Below are 15,447 nucleotides of genomic sequence, written 5' to 3' on the forward strand. Positions count from 1 at the left end.
CGGGGGTGCGAAGCGGGCTATGCTGCCGGGCGATGGCGAAGGGGAGAATATGAACGCGCTCCAGCCGTGGCACCTCATCATCCTGCTTCTGGTGGTCGCCATCATCGCGACCGTGGTCGTCGTCGTGGTGGTGTTGACCAGGAAGAAGCCGCCGCGGCCGCCGTATCCCGGCGGGCAGCCTCCGTATCCGCCGCAACCTCCCTATCCGCCCCAGCAGCCGGGTCAGTACCCGCCGCAGGGCGGCCCTCCTCCGCCGCGGTAGACCGACTGCTCGCGTTTAGCCCGCTAAACGCGCTTTGCCGTACCCCTCAAGATTCGCGGACCGCGTAGTCGCCGAAAGCGGGTTCCAGTAGCTCGAAAGCCCGCTTCGCCGCCTTCGTCAGCGCTTCGGCGATCTCGTCGTTGCTCTCGCCGGCGTGCGATCGCCGGAGCACCTCGCGGAAGAGGACGCGGTCGATCGCGTTGAGTTCGGCGGCCGCCATCACCGGGGTGACGTCGTCCGCATCGGCGCCGGTCTCGGCGGCGAGGAGTTCGGCGAGCGCCGCTTCCCGCAGTTCGTGCAACTCGCGCAGCCGTGCGGTCAGGGTGGGGCTTTCCAGCACCATCTTCGCGAAGGCGGGTCCGGTGAAGCCGATCACGGGGGAGTGCTCCGCCACCGCGTCCAGGAAGGTGCGCCGTAGCGCGGCCAGCGCCGACTCACCCGTCTTCCTGGAGCCGACCGCGTTCGCCAGTCCGTTCGTGAACTCCTCGTGCTGGTCGAGCGCCAAATCCTCTTTGCGCGAGAAGTAGTTGGTGACGGTCTTCTTCGCCACCCTCGCCGCCTTGGCGATCTCGGCGATCGTCGTCTCTTCGAAGCCCTTCTCGATGAAGAGCATCGTCGCGTGGTCGGAGATCAGCTGCCGCGTCTCCTGCTTTTTGAGTTCTCGCAAACCCACATCCGTGCTGGTCATGAGCGAACTTTACCACCGTCGTAAAAATATCCTTGACTTACTGTAGGTCGGATGTAAACTTACATCCGTACTACCGACCAGTGAGAGAAGAGGCTCCTTGACCGCTCGAATCCCCCAAGGCAACGAAGGCGCAGGCCGCGCCCAGGTCCGCCGGAACGACCGCCGCCATCAGCAGTCGTTCCCCGGCCGCACGACGCCGGTGCGCCGCTCGATCGGCGTTCCGCGGCGCAGGTCGTACTGACCGCCCAGCCAGTCCGAAAACCACCGCTGACCGAAGGGGATAGCCCATGAACGTCCTGACCTCCACCATTTCGCTGACCGTCGACGACGTCGCCGCCTCCAGCCGCTTCTTCACCGAGCACTTCGGCTTCACCGAGCAGATGGCCGCGGAGGGTTTCGTCTCCCTCGGGCACGAAACCGCGAAGGTCAACATCGTCCTGCTCGCGGCGGGGATCGAGGTCCTGCCGGAGCACCTGCGGCAGCAGCGCGCGGCCGGGGTGATCGTGGCCTTCACGGTCGACGATCTCGACGCCGAGGAGAAGCGCCTGCGTGCCGAAGGTGTCGAGATCACGCTGCCACTGCGGGAGGAACCGTGGGGAGAGCGTCTCTTCATGGTCACCGACCCGAACGGGGTGCCCGTGGAACTCGTGGAGTGGGTGCAGCAGTAAGGAAATATGAAGCGGGGCTTGGTCCACAGTGGACCGAGCCCCGCTTTTCCGCTCAGGAGCCCAGATACCGCAGGATCGCGAGGACGCGGCGGCTGTAGCCCGCGGTGTTGGCCAGTCCGAGCTTGTCGAAGATGGCGTTCACGTGCTTCTCGACGGCACTCTGCGACACGTACAGCGACTCGGCGATCCCGGCGTTGGTGTGGCCCTGCGCCATTTTCTCCAGCACTTCACGCTCGCGGGCGGTCAGCTTCGCGAGCGGATCGGTGTGCGTGGTCCTCGCGAGCAGCCGCCGTACCACCTCCGGATCGAACGCGGCTCCACCGGCGGCGACCCGGTCGAGCGCCTCCAGGAATTCGCCCACCTGGGCGACGCGGTCCTTCAGAAGATAGCCGACGCGTTCGCCGTCACCGGTGATCAGTTCGGCCGCGTAGCGCTTCTCGACGTACTGCGAGAGCACCAGGACGCCGATCTCCGGCCAGCGTTTCCGGATTTCGAGTGCGGCGCGAAGGCCCTCGTCGGTGTGGGTGGGCGGCATGCGGACGTCGGTGACGACCACGTCGGGCCGGTACGCGGCTGTCGTCGAGACGAGCGCTTCGCCGTCGCCGACCGACGCGACGACGTCGTGCCCTTCTTCGGCCAGCAGCCGGACGAGGCCCTCCCGGAGCAACGTCGAGTCCTCGGCGAGGATCACCCGCACGGCAGCACCGCCGTCACCACGGTCGGACCGCCGAGCGGACTGGCCACGGTGAACTCCCCGTCCGCCGCCGCGACGCGCCGCGCGAGACCGGAAAGGCCGCCACCGGATTCCCGCGCCCCGCCCGTGCCGTCGTCGGTGATCCGCACCCGCACGCTGTCCCCGTCCCGCTCGGCCTCGATGTCGATCCGCGTCGCCGCGGCGTGCTTGATCGTATTGGTGACCGCCTCGGACGCGACGAAGTAGACGACGGTCTCGATGGCCGCCGACGGCCGTTCCGGCAGGTCGACCCGCAGGTGGACCGGGACACCGGAGCGCTCCGCGAGCGCCTCCAGCGCGGGGTGCAGCCCGTCCGAGTCCAGCGCGATCGGATACACCCGCCACGAAACCTCGCGCAGATCGTTCAGCGCGCGCTGGGATTCCTCGTGCGCCTGCCGGAGCAGTTCCGACGCGTGTGCCGGATCGCCGGCGCGCCGCGCCCGGCCCAGCAGCATGCCGAGCGCGACGAGCCGCTGCTGGACGCCGTCGTGCAGGTCTCGTTCGATCCGCCGTCGTTCGTCGTTGACCGCTTCGACGACCTCGGCGCGGCTGGTCGCCAGCTCGGAGACCCGGCGGCGCAACTGTTCCTTCTTGCTGGGGCCGAAAAAGCTCGTCGCCAGTTTGCGATCCAGCGTCGCGGCCCCGATGAGTCCTTGCACGGAAAGGAAAATGAGGAGCGCGCCGAAGAGTGCGGTGGTGACGGGGTCGTACCAGTCGGCAGGGGCGTCACCGCCGGGCGACCTGCCGTCGAGGAGCTGATAGCCGATGATCACGCCGGATCCCGCGCCCAGCAGGATCAGGCCGAAGATCCCGGCGCTGAGCAGCCCGATGACGCAACGCGGGATCAGGTAGGCCATCGCGCGGCGTCCGGTGTAGTCCGTCGCGTTCTCGGCGCCGAAATACTTCTCCAGCCGCTGTCGCTCCATTTCGGACAGTGTGCGGGCGCCGGAGAAGACGGACCGCCGGAACGCGGGGACCGCGAGCGCGATGCCGCCGAAGAGCAGGTAGAAGAACTCCGCGACCGCTGTCGTGGCGCCGATCGCCAGGCCCAGCGTGCCGCGGAGCATCTTGCGCAGGTAGCGGCGCATCGCTGCCGGAACAGGCATAACGCCAGGTTAGCGGGGTAACCGAAGATCGGTACTGCGGTTTTCCACAGTGATCTGTGCCGCTTGACCGCAGTGTGCGGAACCCGGCTGATTCGTACGTTCGTTGATATCCGCAGACGACCACGAAAGGCCGCCATGAACCTCCTCCTCGCCCAAACCGCCAGCGAACCGATGGGAGGACTCGCCGGCTGGGCGGTGTCGCTGATGGACGCGCTGGGCGGTCCGGGGGCCGCGATCATCGTCGGCCTGGACAATCTGTTCCCGCCGATCCCCAGCGAACTGGTGCTCCCACTCGCCGGGTTCTCCGCCAGCCAGGGCACGTTCACCTTGGTGGAGGCGCTGGTGTGGACGACGTTCGGCTCGGTCGCGGGCGCGATCATCGTGTACTACCTCGGCCTGCTGCTGGGCCGAGACCGCACCCGCCGCTGGATGGCGAAGATCCCGCTGGTCAAGGCATCCGACTTCGACAAGACCGAAGCCTGGTTCCAGAAACACGGCACCAAGGCGGTGTTCTTCGGCAGGATGGTGCCGATCTTCCGCAGCCTCATCTCGCTGCCCGCCGGAATCGAACGCATGCCGTTTTGGCGGTTCCTGGCCCTGACCACGCTGGGCAGCCTGATCTGGAACACGGTGTTCGTCCTGGCGGGCTACGCCCTCGGGGAGAGCTGGCATCTGGTCGAGGAGTACGCCGGGTTCTTCCAGTACTTCGTGATCGCGGCCGTCGTGGTCGCACTGACCTTGTTCGTGGTGAGCCGTCTCCGTGAGAAGAACCGCACGAATGCCTGAGTCGTGCGGGGGCCGCCGGCCCGGGGCCCCCGCACGCTGGTCTCAGGAACGGAAGGGGCCGGTCACCTCGTAGGTGATCCCGCCGGAGGACGAACCGGAGGTGCCGCGTTGCGAGGAAAAGTACAGCCGGTTCCCCGCCGGGCTGAACGCCGGACCGCAGATCTCCGACGAGCTCTGGCCGTTGATCCGCAGGAACGGCGCCACGATGTCGTTCGGCGTGATGATGCAGATCTCCATGTTGCCGCCGTCTTCGGCGACGTACAGGTCACCCGACGAGGTCCCGGTGACGTTGTCGACGCCGGTCAGCGGCGCCGAACCGGGGCTGACGAGCGAATCGTCGTAGGCGAGTTCGTAGGTGCTGTTCGTCAGGTTGAGCTGCCAGACGCGGTTGTCACCCTTGGTGGTGAACCAGGCGGTGTCGTTGGCGTAGTGCAGGCCTTCGCCGCCGCTGAACCGCTTCGCGCCGGACACCTGGTTGCGCGTGGGGGTGGGGGAGCCGTCGGGGTCGGGCACGTTCGCCCAGGTGAAGCTGCCCGATGTCGCCGTACCGGCCTTCAATACCTGAAGTGTTCCGGCGGAAAGGTCGCCCCAGGTCGTCGGGACGAAGCGGTAGAAGCAGCCGTCCGTGGTGTCCTCGGTCAGGTAGACGACCTTGCGCACCGGGTCGGCCGCGGCGGCCTCGTGCTTGAACTTCCCCATCGCGGGCCGCTGGACCGCGGCCGTGGCAGGCCCGTTCGGCTGGCACTCGTAGACGAAGCCGAGGTCGATCTCCTCGCAGGAAAGCCAGGTGTTCCAAGGGGTTTTGCCACCCGCGCAGTTCTGCCGCGTATTCGCCAGGATGCGATGGGCGCCGGTGATGTTCCCGCTCGCGTCGAATTTGACCGCGCTGGCGCCACCACCCGGGTTGATCTCCGAGTTCGACACGTAGATCCAGCCGCTGCCGTCGGCGAACACCGCGCCGCCGTCCGGGGCGTTGTGCCAGGTGTAGCCGGTTCCCGCCACCTGCTGGCCGGAGCGCGCGATGACGCGGCTGGTGAATCCGGCCGGCAGCTGGATCCCGTTCGCGTCGGCCGCCTGGAGCGCGCCGTACGGGCTGGGTCCGTTCTGCGCGGGCGCCGCCAAAGCCGTCCCCGAGAGCCTGTTGCCGAACGCCGTGACCCCGGCGCCGACCACGGCCGCGCGCAGGAAATTCCGTCGCTTCACTCGTGCCTCCAAGACATCCGCTGATGTGGTGGTGCGGTAAGGAGCGGAGGGGAGGTTACGGGCGGAACGGGACTTTCAGGTGAATTCGCAACGTATTCGCCGGTGGCGAGGGAACTTTCGTAGGAACCGCGCTCAGTCGGGGGTGCCGTCCGGGTTCTCGATCAGGGCGCGGAATCCGGCGAGCAACGCGGTGAGGCCGACTTCGAACTCGTCGTCGCTGCCGAGTTCCGCGAGGACGTCGGCGTGCCGGACGAGCAACGGAACCGCCGCGGCGTCCCGCGAGCGGTACAGCTGTCCCCGGTGCCGTTTCTCTTCCGGATCCCGTGCGTCGACGCCGAGATTGAAGTGCACCGAGCCGATGACGAAGGTGGCCAGCGACGACGCGGCGGCGGCGGCGAGCTTGGGACTGAGACCCGCGCCGATGAACAATCCGAGGGCGTAATTCATCCCGGCCAACGAATTGGGGCCGAGCCGTTCGGTCCCGCGAAGGAGCGAGGCCACGCCGGGATGACGGCGCAGGTGCTCCCGGAATCGGTGCGCGGACCACGCTGCCTTCTCGGCCCAATCCGCGTCTTCGGGCGGAGCGGCGCTCGCCACGCTGATCGCCCTGTCGACAAGCAGGGTCACCAGCTCCTCACGGTTGCGGACGTGCCGGTAGAGCGACGCCTGGGTGCAGCCCAGCTCCTCGGCGACGTTGCGCATGGTCAGGGCGGCCGCTCCGCGCGCGTCGAGCAGGGCCATGGACGCGTCGAGGATGCCCTCGAGGGTCAGCGATCTGCGCCGCCGCTGCCGCGCGGGTTCGTTCTCCCTGGCCAGCCACCAGGCCGCCGTTCCCGGCCGGGGTTCGCCGGTCTCCGCTGTCGTGCTCGGTTCGTCCACCGGCCAAGGATAAGTCCTATGCGAACAAGTATCACTTAATATAAGCTAACGTTGTTCGCTTAACAGTGACCGAAGGGGAGACCATGCGTGCCGTACGAAACTCCGATCAGGGCATCCTCGTGACCGAGGCCGACGAGCCGGGAGGTTCCGGCGTCCGCCTCGCCGTCGCCTCGGTCGGCATCTGCGGAACCGACGTCGGCTTCGCGGCGAACGGCGTGCAGGGCTACACCTACGGCCACGAATTCGCCGGGACCGCCGCCGACGGCCGGTCCTACGCCGTCGAACCCACGGTCTACTGCGGAGAATGCGAGCAATGCCGCCAAGGCCACGTCCAAAGATGTGACGACCCTGACCACGGAACGCTCGGCATCTTCCGGGACGGCGGCATGTGCGACGCGGTCACGATTCCCGAGAACATGCTCGTCCCCCTCCCGGCCGGCCTGGACGTGCGCGACGCCTGCCTCGTCGAACCGGCGTCAGTGGCCGGGCACGGTGTCCGCGTCGCGGCACTCGAAAAGGGGGAGCGGGTCGCGATCGTCGGCGGCGGCAGCGTCGGGCTGCTGGCCGCGGCGACGGCCCGGCAACGCGGCTTCGACGTCGATGTCGAGGCGCGCCACGAGCACCAGAGGACCGCGGCGGAACGCCTGGAAGCCGGTTCGGTCACAGGCACCTACGACGTCGTGATCGACGCCGCGGGCAGCGAGGCGGGCCTCGCCCGGTGCGCCGAACTCGCCCGCCCTGGCGGTCGCGTCGTGCTGCTGGGGGTCTACCAGCACACGGCTCCGATCCCGGGCATCGTCAGTCTGGTCAAGGAACTCACCTACGTGCACTCCATCGCCTACAGCAGGCACGACGGCGTCCGCGACACCGAAGAGGCCGCGGCGCTGCTCGCCGGCAACCCCGAGATCGCACGGACGGTGATCACCCACCGCTTCCCGCTCGAAGACGCCGCGGAGGCCTTCCGCGTGGCGGGCGATCGGGCCGCCGGGGCCATCAAGGTCGTCCTTCACCCCTGAACAGCCGAAAGCCCCGGATCCTTCGCGGATCCGGGGCTTTCGGCTTCGTGCCGTTTACGCCGCCTGAGCGACCGGCGTGGACGCCAGGGTCAGCGCGATGTCCAGCACGTCACGGACGTTCGCCACGGCGTGGACGTCCAGCTGTGCCAGCACTTCGGCCGGGACGTCGTCGAGATCCGGCTCGTTGCGCTGCGGGATGATCACCGTCTTCATCCCGGCCCGGTGCGCGGCCAGCAGCTTCTGCTTGACCCCGCCGATCGGCAGCACCCGCCCGGTCAGCGACACCTCACCGGTCATCGCCACGTCCGACTTCACGACCCGGCCGGAAAGCAGGGACGCCAGCGCGGTCGTCATCGTGATCCCGGCGCTCGGCCCGTCCTTGGGTACCGCGCCCGCCGGGACGTGGACGTGGATGCCGCGCTCCTTCAGGTCGCCGACCGGCAGTTCCAGCTCGGCGCCGTGCGAACGCAGGTACGACAACGCGATCTGCACGGACTCCTTCATCACCTCGCCCAGCTGGCCGGTCAGCTGCAGCCCGGTGGCGCCGGACTCCGGATCCGCCAGCGACGCCTCGATGTAGAGGACGTCACCACCGGCGCCGGTCACCGCGAGGCCGGTCGCCACGCCGGGGGTCGACGTGCGCTGGGTCGACGCGGGCAGCGACGACTCCGGCAGATGCCGCGGACGGCCGAGGTAGGTCTCGAGCCCGTCGGCGTCGATGGTCAGCGGCAACTCGACCTCGTCCAGCGCGACCTTGGTCGCCACCTTCCGCAGCACCTTCGCGATGGTCCGGTTCGCGTTACGCACCCCGGCCTCCCGCGTGTACTCGGCGGCGATGCGGCTGAAGGCGTCGTCGGTCAGCTTGACGTCTTCCTTGCCGAGGCCGGCGCGGTCCAGCTCGCGGGGAAGCAGGTGGTCGCGGGCGATGGTGACCTTCTCGTGCTCGGTGTAGCCGTCGAGGGTGACCAGCTCCATCCGGTCCAGCAGCGGGCCGGGGATGGTCTCGAGCGCGTTCGCCGTCGCGAGGAACACGACGTCGGACAGGTCGAGTTCGACCTCCAGGTAGTGGTCGCGGAACGTGTGGTTCTGCTCCGGGTCCAGCACCTCCAGCAGCGCCGCCGTCGGGTCGCCGCGGTAGTCGGCGCCGACCTTGTCGATCTCGTCGAGCAGCACGACCGGGTTCATCGAGCCCGCTTCCTTGATGGCGCGGACGATCCGGCCGGGCAGCGCGCCGACGTAGGTGCGGCGGTGCCCGCGGATCTCGGCCTCGTCGCGGATGCCGCCGAGCGCGACCCGGACGAACTTGCGGCCCATCGCCTTCGCCACGGACTCGCCGAGCGAGGTCTTGCCGACCCCGGGAGGACCGGCGAGCGCGAGCACGGCACCCGAACGGCGTCCGCCGACCGGCCCGAGACCGGACTCCGCGCGACGCTTGCGCACGGCCAGGTACTCGATGATGCGTTCCTTCACGTCGTCGAGACCGGCGTGATCGGCGTCGAGGATGTCGCGCGCGGCGGCGATGTCGTGGACGTCGGTGGTGCGCTCGTTCCACGGCAGTTCGAGGACGGTGTCCAGCCACGTGCGGATCCAGCCGCCCTCGGGGGACTGCTCCGACGTCCGCTCCAGTTTGTCCACTTCGGACAGTGCGGCCTTCTTGACCGCGTCCGGCAGTTCGGCGGCCTCGACGCGGGCGCGGTAATCGTCGTCGCCCGCGGTGCCGTCGAGTTCGCCCAGCTCCTTGCGGATCGCTTCGAGCTGGCGGCGCAGCAGGAACTCCTTCTGCTGCTTCTCCATACCCTCCTGGACGTCCTTGCGGATGGTGTCGGTGACCTCGAGTTCGGCCAGCTGCTCGCGGCTCCATTCGAGGGCCTTTTCGAGCCGTGCCGAAACGTCGAGGGCGGAGAGCAGTTCGAGCTTCTGGTCGGTGTTCAGGTACGAGGAGTTGCCCGCGAGGTCGGCGAGCGCGGACGGGTCCTCGACCTCCTGGACGGCGTCGATCATCTGCCAGCCGCCGCGCTGCTGGAGGATCGCGAGGACGACGCTCTTGTACTCGGACGCGAGCTTCGCGGAGTTGTCGTCGGTGGTCTCGGTGGCGACTTCGGCGTGGACCCAGCGGGCGGCGCCTGGGCCGTCGGCGATGCGGCCGACCGTGGCGCGGCGGGTGCCGCGCAGCAGCACCGCGGTCTTGCCGCCGGGTACGCGGCCGATGCGCTCGACGGTCGCGATGGTGCCGAGTTCGGCGTACTCGCCGTGGACGCGGGGGACGATCAGCACCTCGGCCTTGGTGGCGGCGCTGGAGCGGATCCCCGGGAAGGAAGCCTGGGCAGGCGTGTTGGCCTGGGCGGACTCCACCGCGGCCCGCGTCTCCGTGTCGGTGAGGTCGAGCGGGACGATCATGCCCGGCAGCACGACGTCGTCATCGAGCGGGAGGACGGGCAGGAGGCGGTTGTCGGTCATCTGTGCACTCCTCGGTTAGTTGAGTCTGACTAGCTCAACTCTCCGATCGACCCGTTTGTTTCCCCCTGACGTTCGCCGTCAGCGATCACCCACCCCTCAGACCTCTGCCCCCAAGGGCGGCGCGTTTAGCCCGCTAAAGGCGACGCGACGCCCCGGGAGGTCGGATCTTTGGGTGGCGTGGAGTTCCGGGCTTGCGGTCAGCGGCTCGCCCCCCGGCCATGAGACGCGGGCAGCGAGCCCGTCGGCCTCCCTGCCCCCTCGCCACCGGCGTCACCTTGCCCACCCCTCGGACCTCTGTGCCCCAGGGGGCGCGTTTAGCCCGCTAAAGGCGACGCGGAGGGATCAGAGGTCGGACGTAAGCGGGTGCGCGGCGACCCCGCACCAGGCGAACGGCCGGGCACCTTCCTCGTCCCGTCGCAGCTCCCGCACCGGCCGCCAGTCAGGCAGGTGCACGACGCCGGGCTCCAGCAGCGGCCAGTCCCCGAAGAGCGGCTCGATCTCTTCGCGATCCCGCATCCACACCGGGTTGCTCGTCTTCCGGTACTGCTCGACCATCCATCGCAGGCCGTCGGCGTCCTCGCCGGTCTGCCCACCGAAGCTCATATGCGACAGCCCCAGCCAGCTGCCCGGCGCCAACGCGTTCCGATAGGTCGCGACCAGCGCGGGCGGATCGTCATGCGGCCCGGCGAAATGCAGCACGGCCATCAGCATCAGGCACACCGGCTGGTCGAAATCGATGAGCCGCCGCGTCTCCGGATGCCCCAGGACGTCCTTCGGCCGCCGCATGTCCGCATGGACGATCCCGGCCCAGTCGGTCGCCTCATGTCGTTCGAGGATCAGTTCCGCGTGCGCCACCGCCACCGGCTCGTAGTCGACGTACACGACCTTCGCCGTGTCGCCCGGTTCGAGTTCCTCTTGGACGATCTCGTGCACGTTCCCGGCGGTCGGGACACCGGAGCCCAGATCGATGAACTGCCGGATGCCCGCGTCCAGCGCGGCGCGCACGACACGGTTCATGAACTCGCGGTTGTGCCGCGCACCCGGTTTGACCCATCGCCACTGCCGTTCCAGCGCGCGGGCGAACTCACGGTCGACCGCCCAGTTGTGGGTGCCGCCGAGAAACCAGTCGTAGATCCTCGCCGCGGACGGCTTTTCGGTGTCGACACCGGCCGGCGCCACCGGCGCCGCGTCATCGTCGCTGGTCACCATGAACCCCCTGATCCTCGAAGATCAGCGTATCGGGATCAGCGCACGGCGGGCCGACGCTGCCAGTAGGTCCAGAGCGGCCGGTAGCCCTGCGCGTACCAGAACGGAGTCGAGCGCGGATTGGCCAGCGCGTGGTGCAGCAGCACGGCTTCGGTCCCGCATTCGTCGAAAACCTGGTGCGCGTGCGCGGCGAGGGCGGACCCCACCCCGCTCGACCGCGCCGGCTCGGCCACCGCCAGCGACGACAGATAGCCGACGCGGTCCGCCGCGACCCGGTCGCCGATCCACGAAGTCTCGTCGGGGAACTGCACCCGCACCATGCCCAGCGCGCGCCCGTACAGCTCCGCGATCCACAACGTCGGGTTTTCCCGGCCCAGCTGTTTCGACAGATCCGCCGTGATCGCTTCCTTCGCGCCTTCGCGCAAAGTGACAGATCCGAACTGGGCGTCATATCGCTGCAATTCCAGCTCGAGCCCGACCGCGGTTTCGAGATCATCCGTCTCGGCGGGCCGGATGTGCACCCCAGGCGTCGCGGGCGGCCCCGTCATGGCGAGCCGGTCGGCCGGCCGGACCGCGATCACCAGCACCGGAGCGAAACCGTGACGCAGCAATTCGGCCGAGCCGGGCGAATCGCGGCTCGGCCGCACCACGATCGCCGCCGTTTCGACATCCCCAGGTGGGGCGACCGCCTTCAGATGTTCATCCCATCGGGTGAGTAATGCGTCAAGAGCCGCTTCCGGGCGGGGACCGGTGAGCCGGGCTTCGAGACGATGTTCGACGAGGGCCCGCCACGGAGAGTCAACAGAATCAGGTCCTGCCTCGGTGCGTACCGACAATCCGGCGGCGGCCGAGTCGCCGGCTGTCGCGGAGAGTGACACGGAGCCCTCGACAGGCTCCAGTGCAGGCATTTCCGGGAGCAGGGCGTCCACTGTGGCGAGCCGCTCGGCGTGTCCGGCGGCGATCGCGTGGCTATTCATAGGGCTATTCAAGCCCCTACTGACGGGTCCGCGGGGAACTTCACGAGATTGGCCCCACCGCGGTGCCAGGTGACTTCCGGTAGTCGGAAGGAACGCGAATAACGCTCCCATTTCACCCCTTGGTCCACGCAGGTCAGCGCGACGAGCCCATTGTTAACCCTGGGGTGATCTCATACTGTCTCGAATGGGACTTGGGTACGCCCTCCGGGGTACTGTATTGCCCTCGTCCCCGAGGTCGCGGTAGGACAAGACCGGTTGGGCAGCCGGGAAGGAAGGTCGGATGCCGGACACGAACGGCAGCCCCGGGAGCACCGCACAGGCGGCACCGGGCAAGGGAGGGGCCGTTACGGAGGCTCGAACCGACGAGCGTCGATTCCGCGTCTACACCTTCGCCGTACTCACCATGGGCATCGCCGCCGCGGCCGCGGTCAGCCTGTGGCTGGACTTCGAGGCCTCCGACGATCTGTTGTGGATCGGGCCGATCCTCGCGCTCGCCTTCCTGCTCGCCGAACAACTCGGGATCAACGTCGACGTCCGCAGCGGTATCTCGTGGACGATCTCGTTCACCGAGATCCCGCTGGTCATCGGATTCTTCGTCGCGCCGTTCGAAGTCGTCCTCGCCGCGCATCTCGCGGCGGGCATCGGAACCCTGCTGGCCCGCAAGGTCGCGGGCCGCGTCCTCTACAACGCCGGCGCCTTCCTGCTGGAGATCACCGGCGCGTTCGCCGTGGCAGGACTGGTGAAACAGGCCTCCGGCGCGCACGACATGACCTGGATCGCCGCGCTGGCAGGCACTTTGACCGCACCGCTGGTCAGCACGCTGCTCGCGCTCGCCGCCGTCCGCGTACTGCGCCGCCGCATGCGGGTCAGCACCGCGATCCGGCTCACCGGCCGCATCCTCGTCGTCGGCTTCGTCAACGCGTCGGTCGGTCTTTCCGGTTATTTGGTCATTTCCGGTACGCCGAAGGCCTGGCCGCTCGTGCTGGCGGTCTTCCTCGGGCTCACCGCGTTGTACTGGGCGTACTCCGATCTGCTCCGCGAACAGCGCGACATGGAAGCGCTATCCGACGTCAGCCTGATGGTCGCGCGTTCCGGTCAGCAGGCGGCCGCGCGTCCCGCCGGGCGGGCCGACGAACTCGTCGGCGGGGTGGACGTCCGCGAGTGGGCGACCATCGCCGAACGCATCAAGGACCAGCTGGCCGCCGGCCGCGTCGTGCTCCGGCTGCGGCTGGAACCCAAGGACACCATGCGGATGGTCGTCGCGGGCGACGAACTGCCGCCGGTGGATCCGGCCGCCGACGACCCGTTGCTGCGCCTCCCCGGCGCGCACGTCCGGCATTTCCGGATCACCGAAGCCAATCCCGACGTCCGTTCCGCGTTGCTCGACCGCGGCGCGCAGGAGGCGCTGGTCGTCCCGCTGCGCAGTGCGAACCAGCTCCTCGGCGTCGTCGAAGCGCACGACAGGCTTTCGCGCTGGCGTGGTTTCGGCAAGTACGACGTCCAGTTGCTCGGCACGATGGCCAGCCACCTCGCGACGTCGCTCGACAACCGGCGCCTGCTCGCGACCCTGCGCCACGACGCCTACCACGATCCGCTGACCGGCCTGCTCAACCGGCCAGGCTTCCGCCAGGTCGCCAAGGAACCGTTGCGGGAACAGGTCGACGCGGTCGTGCTGCGGGTCGACCTCGACGTCTTCTCCACCGTCAGCGACGCGCTCGGTTACGTGTGGGCCGACCGGATGGTCATCGCCGCCGGTCGCCGTATCCGCGACGCGCTCGGCCCCGACGTCCCGCTCGCCAGGCTCGAAGGTGCTTCCTTCGCGGCGCTTCTCGTCGGCTGTGCGCCGGAACGCGCCCAGGCCGCCGCGGAACTGCTTCGCGCGGAACTCGTCGCCCCGTATCCGGTGGACCGGCTTTCCGTGGAAGCCAACGCGATGATCGGCTACGCCACGTCCTCCGCGGACGACGAGGACCAGGTCGACGTCGACGGGCTCCTGCAGCGCGCCGACGTCGCCGTCCGCGCGACCAAGGGCGGTGAAGAGGTCCGCGGCTACATGGCCAGCATGGGCCAGATCTTCATGCGCCGGTTCCAGATGGTCACGCAGTTCCGGCAGTCGCTCGAAGAAGGCCAGCTGAGCGTCCACTACCAACCCAAGATCACCTTGCCGAACCGGCAGATCCAAGGGGTCGAGGCGCTGGTGCGCTGGGTGCATCCGGAGTTCGGCAGGCTCGGCCCGGACGAGTTCGTCCCGGCGATCGAAGCCGCCGGTCTCATCGGCGTCCTGACGTCCTTCGTGCTCGAAGAATCGTTGAAGCGCGTGCGGAAGTGGCTCGACGAAGGTCTGCGCATCTCCGCCGCGGTGAACCTCTCGGTGCGGAACCTGGCCGACGAGGACTTCCCGACGAAGGTCGCGCGCGAACTCGACCGCTTCGGCATCCCGCCCGAGCTGCTCACCTTCGAGCTGACTGAATCCGGTGTGATGTCCGACCCGCAGAAGGCGCTGCCGATCCTGCGGGAGCTGCACTCGCTGGGCATCGTGCTCGCCGTGGACGACTTCGGCACCGGCTACTCGTCGCTGGCCTACCTGCGGCAGCTCCCGGTCGACCAGGTCAAGATCGACAAGAGTTTCGTCCTCGGCATGGGTACCGATCTCGGCGACCTCGCCGTCGTGCGCTCCATCGTCGAACTGGGCCACTCGCTCGGCCTCACGGTCGTCGCCGAGGGTGTCGAGGAGGACGTCGCGCGGGATCAGCTCGAGGCGATGGGATGTGACGTGGCACAGGGCTACCTCATCTCGCGACCGCTGCCGGAAGACCGTCTGGAGGCGTGGCTGCAGGCCCGCACGGCGCGTTCGCCGGGGCGACACTCCGAGACCGTCTTGACCCTGCTGACCTGAGGTTTTGTGGTAACCGGCCCCCCGGTTCAGACCCCTGAACCGGCCTGCTAATCTTTTCAAGTCCTCGCGAGAGGCCAGGCCCCTTTAGCTCAGTCGGCAGAGCGTCTCCATGGTAAGGAGAAGGTCTACGGTTCGATTCCGTAAAGGGGCTCGCGACCTCAGCCGCGTCACGCAAGCGTGTCGCGGCTTGGAGCATGTAAGGGCGGTGTAGCTCAGTTGGCAGAGCAAGCGGCTCATAATCGCTGTGTCGCCGGTTCAAGTCCGGCCACCGCTACGCGGTAACCCTGGGTGTCCCAGGCCTAGTAGAGAAGGAAATGCTGTGGCTGCCACTGACGTGCGACCGAAGATCACGCTCGCGTGTGAGGAGTGCAAGCACCGCAACTACATCACCAAGAAGAACCGGCGCAACAACCCGGATCGCCTGGAGATGAAGAAGTTCTGCCCGAACTGCGGTACGCACCGGACTCACAAAGAGACCCGCTGAGCGTCTGGCGGTTCTACAAGTCTCACCCGAAGCCGTCCTGGTCACACCAGGGCGGCTTCGGGCATTTCCGGGTTCTGTAGCCTGCT

Annotated in this window: 15 protein-coding genes and 2 tRNA genes; 9 read left to right on the top strand and 8 right to left on the bottom strand. The window is 68.3% G+C overall.

Going from position 1 to position 15,447, the window contains the following annotated elements:
• Positions 1-49: 49 nt before the first annotated feature.
• A complete protein-coding gene (locus tag ACZ5ZX_RS05470) occupies positions 50-262 on the top strand; it encodes a hypothetical protein (protein WP_465500796.1) in 213 nt (70 codons plus the stop codon).
• 46 nt (positions 263-308) lie between these two features.
• Here ACZ5ZX_RS05470 and ACZ5ZX_RS05475 read toward each other — a convergent pair whose 3' ends face one another.
• Positions 309-950 (bottom strand): TetR/AcrR family transcriptional regulator, encoded by a 642-nt coding sequence (locus ACZ5ZX_RS05475; RefSeq protein WP_465500797.1) that lies wholly within the window; start codon positions 948-950, stop codon positions 309-311.
• Positions 951-1,047: 97 nt separating this feature from the next.
• On the opposite strand from ACZ5ZX_RS05475, the gene ACZ5ZX_RS05480 reads away from it, so the two are divergent.
• Both ACZ5ZX_RS05480 and ACZ5ZX_RS05485 read left to right on the top strand, forming a co-directional pair.
• The gene (locus ACZ5ZX_RS05480) at positions 1,048-1,191 is read left to right on the top strand and encodes a hypothetical protein (protein ID WP_465500798.1); all 144 of its coding nucleotides are present in this window, start codon (positions 1,048-1,050) and stop codon (positions 1,189-1,191) included.
• Positions 1,192-1,237: 46 nt separating this feature from the next.
• Positions 1,238-1,618, top strand: coding sequence for a VOC family protein (locus ACZ5ZX_RS05485; protein ID WP_465500799.1), 381 nt, complete (start codon positions 1,238-1,240; stop codon positions 1,616-1,618).
• A gap of 52 nt (positions 1,619-1,670) precedes the next feature.
• Here ACZ5ZX_RS05485 and ACZ5ZX_RS05490 read toward each other — a convergent pair whose 3' ends face one another.
• Together ACZ5ZX_RS05490 and ACZ5ZX_RS05495 are read right to left on the bottom strand one after the other, a co-directional pair.
• A complete protein-coding gene (locus tag ACZ5ZX_RS05490) occupies positions 1,671-2,315 on the bottom strand; it encodes a response regulator (RefSeq protein ID WP_465500800.1) in 645 nt (214 codons plus the stop codon).
• Positions 2,306-3,457 carry a sensor histidine kinase gene (locus tag ACZ5ZX_RS05495; protein ID WP_465500801.1) on the bottom strand — a complete coding sequence of 384 codons (1,152 nt, stop codon included), beginning with the start codon at positions 3,455-3,457 and terminating at the stop codon, positions 2,306-2,308. Before ACZ5ZX_RS05495 ends, ACZ5ZX_RS05490 begins: the two co-directional genes overlap by 10 nt.
• 135 nt (positions 3,458-3,592) lie before the next feature.
• On the opposite strand from ACZ5ZX_RS05495, the gene ACZ5ZX_RS05500 reads away from it, so the two are divergent.
• Complete coding sequence (locus tag ACZ5ZX_RS05500; RefSeq protein ID WP_465500802.1) at positions 3,593-4,243, top strand: DedA family protein; 651 nt, start codon at positions 3,593-3,595, stop codon at positions 4,241-4,243.
• Positions 4,244-4,285: 42 nt separating this feature from the next.
• Here the strand turns inward: ACZ5ZX_RS05500 and ACZ5ZX_RS05505 are convergent, their stop codons facing one another.
• Both ACZ5ZX_RS05505 and ACZ5ZX_RS05510 read right to left on the bottom strand, forming a co-directional pair.
• Positions 4,286-5,446 (bottom strand): alkaline phosphatase PhoX, encoded by a 1,161-nt coding sequence (locus ACZ5ZX_RS05505; protein ID WP_465500803.1) that lies wholly within the window; start codon positions 5,444-5,446, stop codon positions 4,286-4,288.
• 132 nt (positions 5,447-5,578) lie between these two features.
• Positions 5,579-6,325 (bottom strand): TetR/AcrR family transcriptional regulator, encoded by a 747-nt coding sequence (locus ACZ5ZX_RS05510; RefSeq protein WP_465500804.1) that lies wholly within the window; start codon positions 6,323-6,325, stop codon positions 5,579-5,581.
• Positions 6,326-6,408: 83 nt separating this feature from the next.
• Here ACZ5ZX_RS05510 and ACZ5ZX_RS05515 point away from each other — a divergent pair, with 83 nt between their 5' ends.
• Complete coding sequence (locus ACZ5ZX_RS05515) at positions 6,409-7,341, top strand: zinc-dependent alcohol dehydrogenase (RefSeq protein WP_465500805.1); 933 nt, start codon at positions 6,409-6,411, stop codon at positions 7,339-7,341.
• A 54-nt stretch (positions 7,342-7,395) separates the two neighbouring features.
• Here the strand turns inward: ACZ5ZX_RS05515 and lon are convergent, their stop codons facing one another.
• From lon to ACZ5ZX_RS05530, 3 genes are all read right to left on the bottom strand, one after another.
• Positions 7,396-9,798 (bottom strand): endopeptidase La, encoded by a 2,403-nt coding sequence (gene lon, locus ACZ5ZX_RS05520; RefSeq protein ID WP_465500806.1) that lies wholly within the window; start codon positions 9,796-9,798, stop codon positions 7,396-7,398.
• A gap of 342 nt (positions 9,799-10,140) precedes the next feature.
• A complete protein-coding gene (locus ACZ5ZX_RS05525) occupies positions 10,141-11,004 on the bottom strand; it encodes an SAM-dependent methyltransferase (protein WP_465501048.1) in 864 nt (287 codons plus the stop codon).
• A 38-nt stretch (positions 11,005-11,042) separates the two neighbouring features.
• A complete protein-coding gene (locus tag ACZ5ZX_RS05530) occupies positions 11,043-11,981 on the bottom strand; it encodes a GNAT family N-acetyltransferase (protein ID WP_465500807.1) in 939 nt (312 codons plus the stop codon).
• Between the two features lie 280 nt (positions 11,982-12,261).
• Between ACZ5ZX_RS05530 and ACZ5ZX_RS05535 the strand changes: the two genes are divergently transcribed.
• The 4 genes from ACZ5ZX_RS05535 (at position 12,262) to rpmG (ending at position 15,361) form a co-directional block, all read left to right on the top strand.
• Positions 12,262-14,877: a putative bifunctional diguanylate cyclase/phosphodiesterase gene (locus ACZ5ZX_RS05535; RefSeq protein WP_465500808.1), complete on the top strand. Its 2,616-nt coding sequence runs from the start codon at positions 12,262-12,264 to the stop codon at positions 14,875-14,877.
• Positions 14,878-14,955: 78 nt separating this feature from the next.
• A tRNA-Thr gene (locus ACZ5ZX_RS05540) sits at positions 14,956-15,028 on the top strand.
• A gap of 50 nt (positions 15,029-15,078) precedes the next feature.
• A tRNA-Met gene (locus tag ACZ5ZX_RS05545) sits at positions 15,079-15,151 on the top strand.
• A 45-nt stretch (positions 15,152-15,196) separates the two neighbouring features.
• Entirely contained in the window at positions 15,197-15,361 is a 165-nt protein-coding gene (gene rpmG / locus ACZ5ZX_RS05550; protein WP_005152047.1) for a 50S ribosomal protein L33, read from the top strand.
• Positions 15,362-15,447 lie beyond the last annotated feature (86 nt).

Source organism: Amycolatopsis sp. NPDC033938, assembly GCF_055575975.1.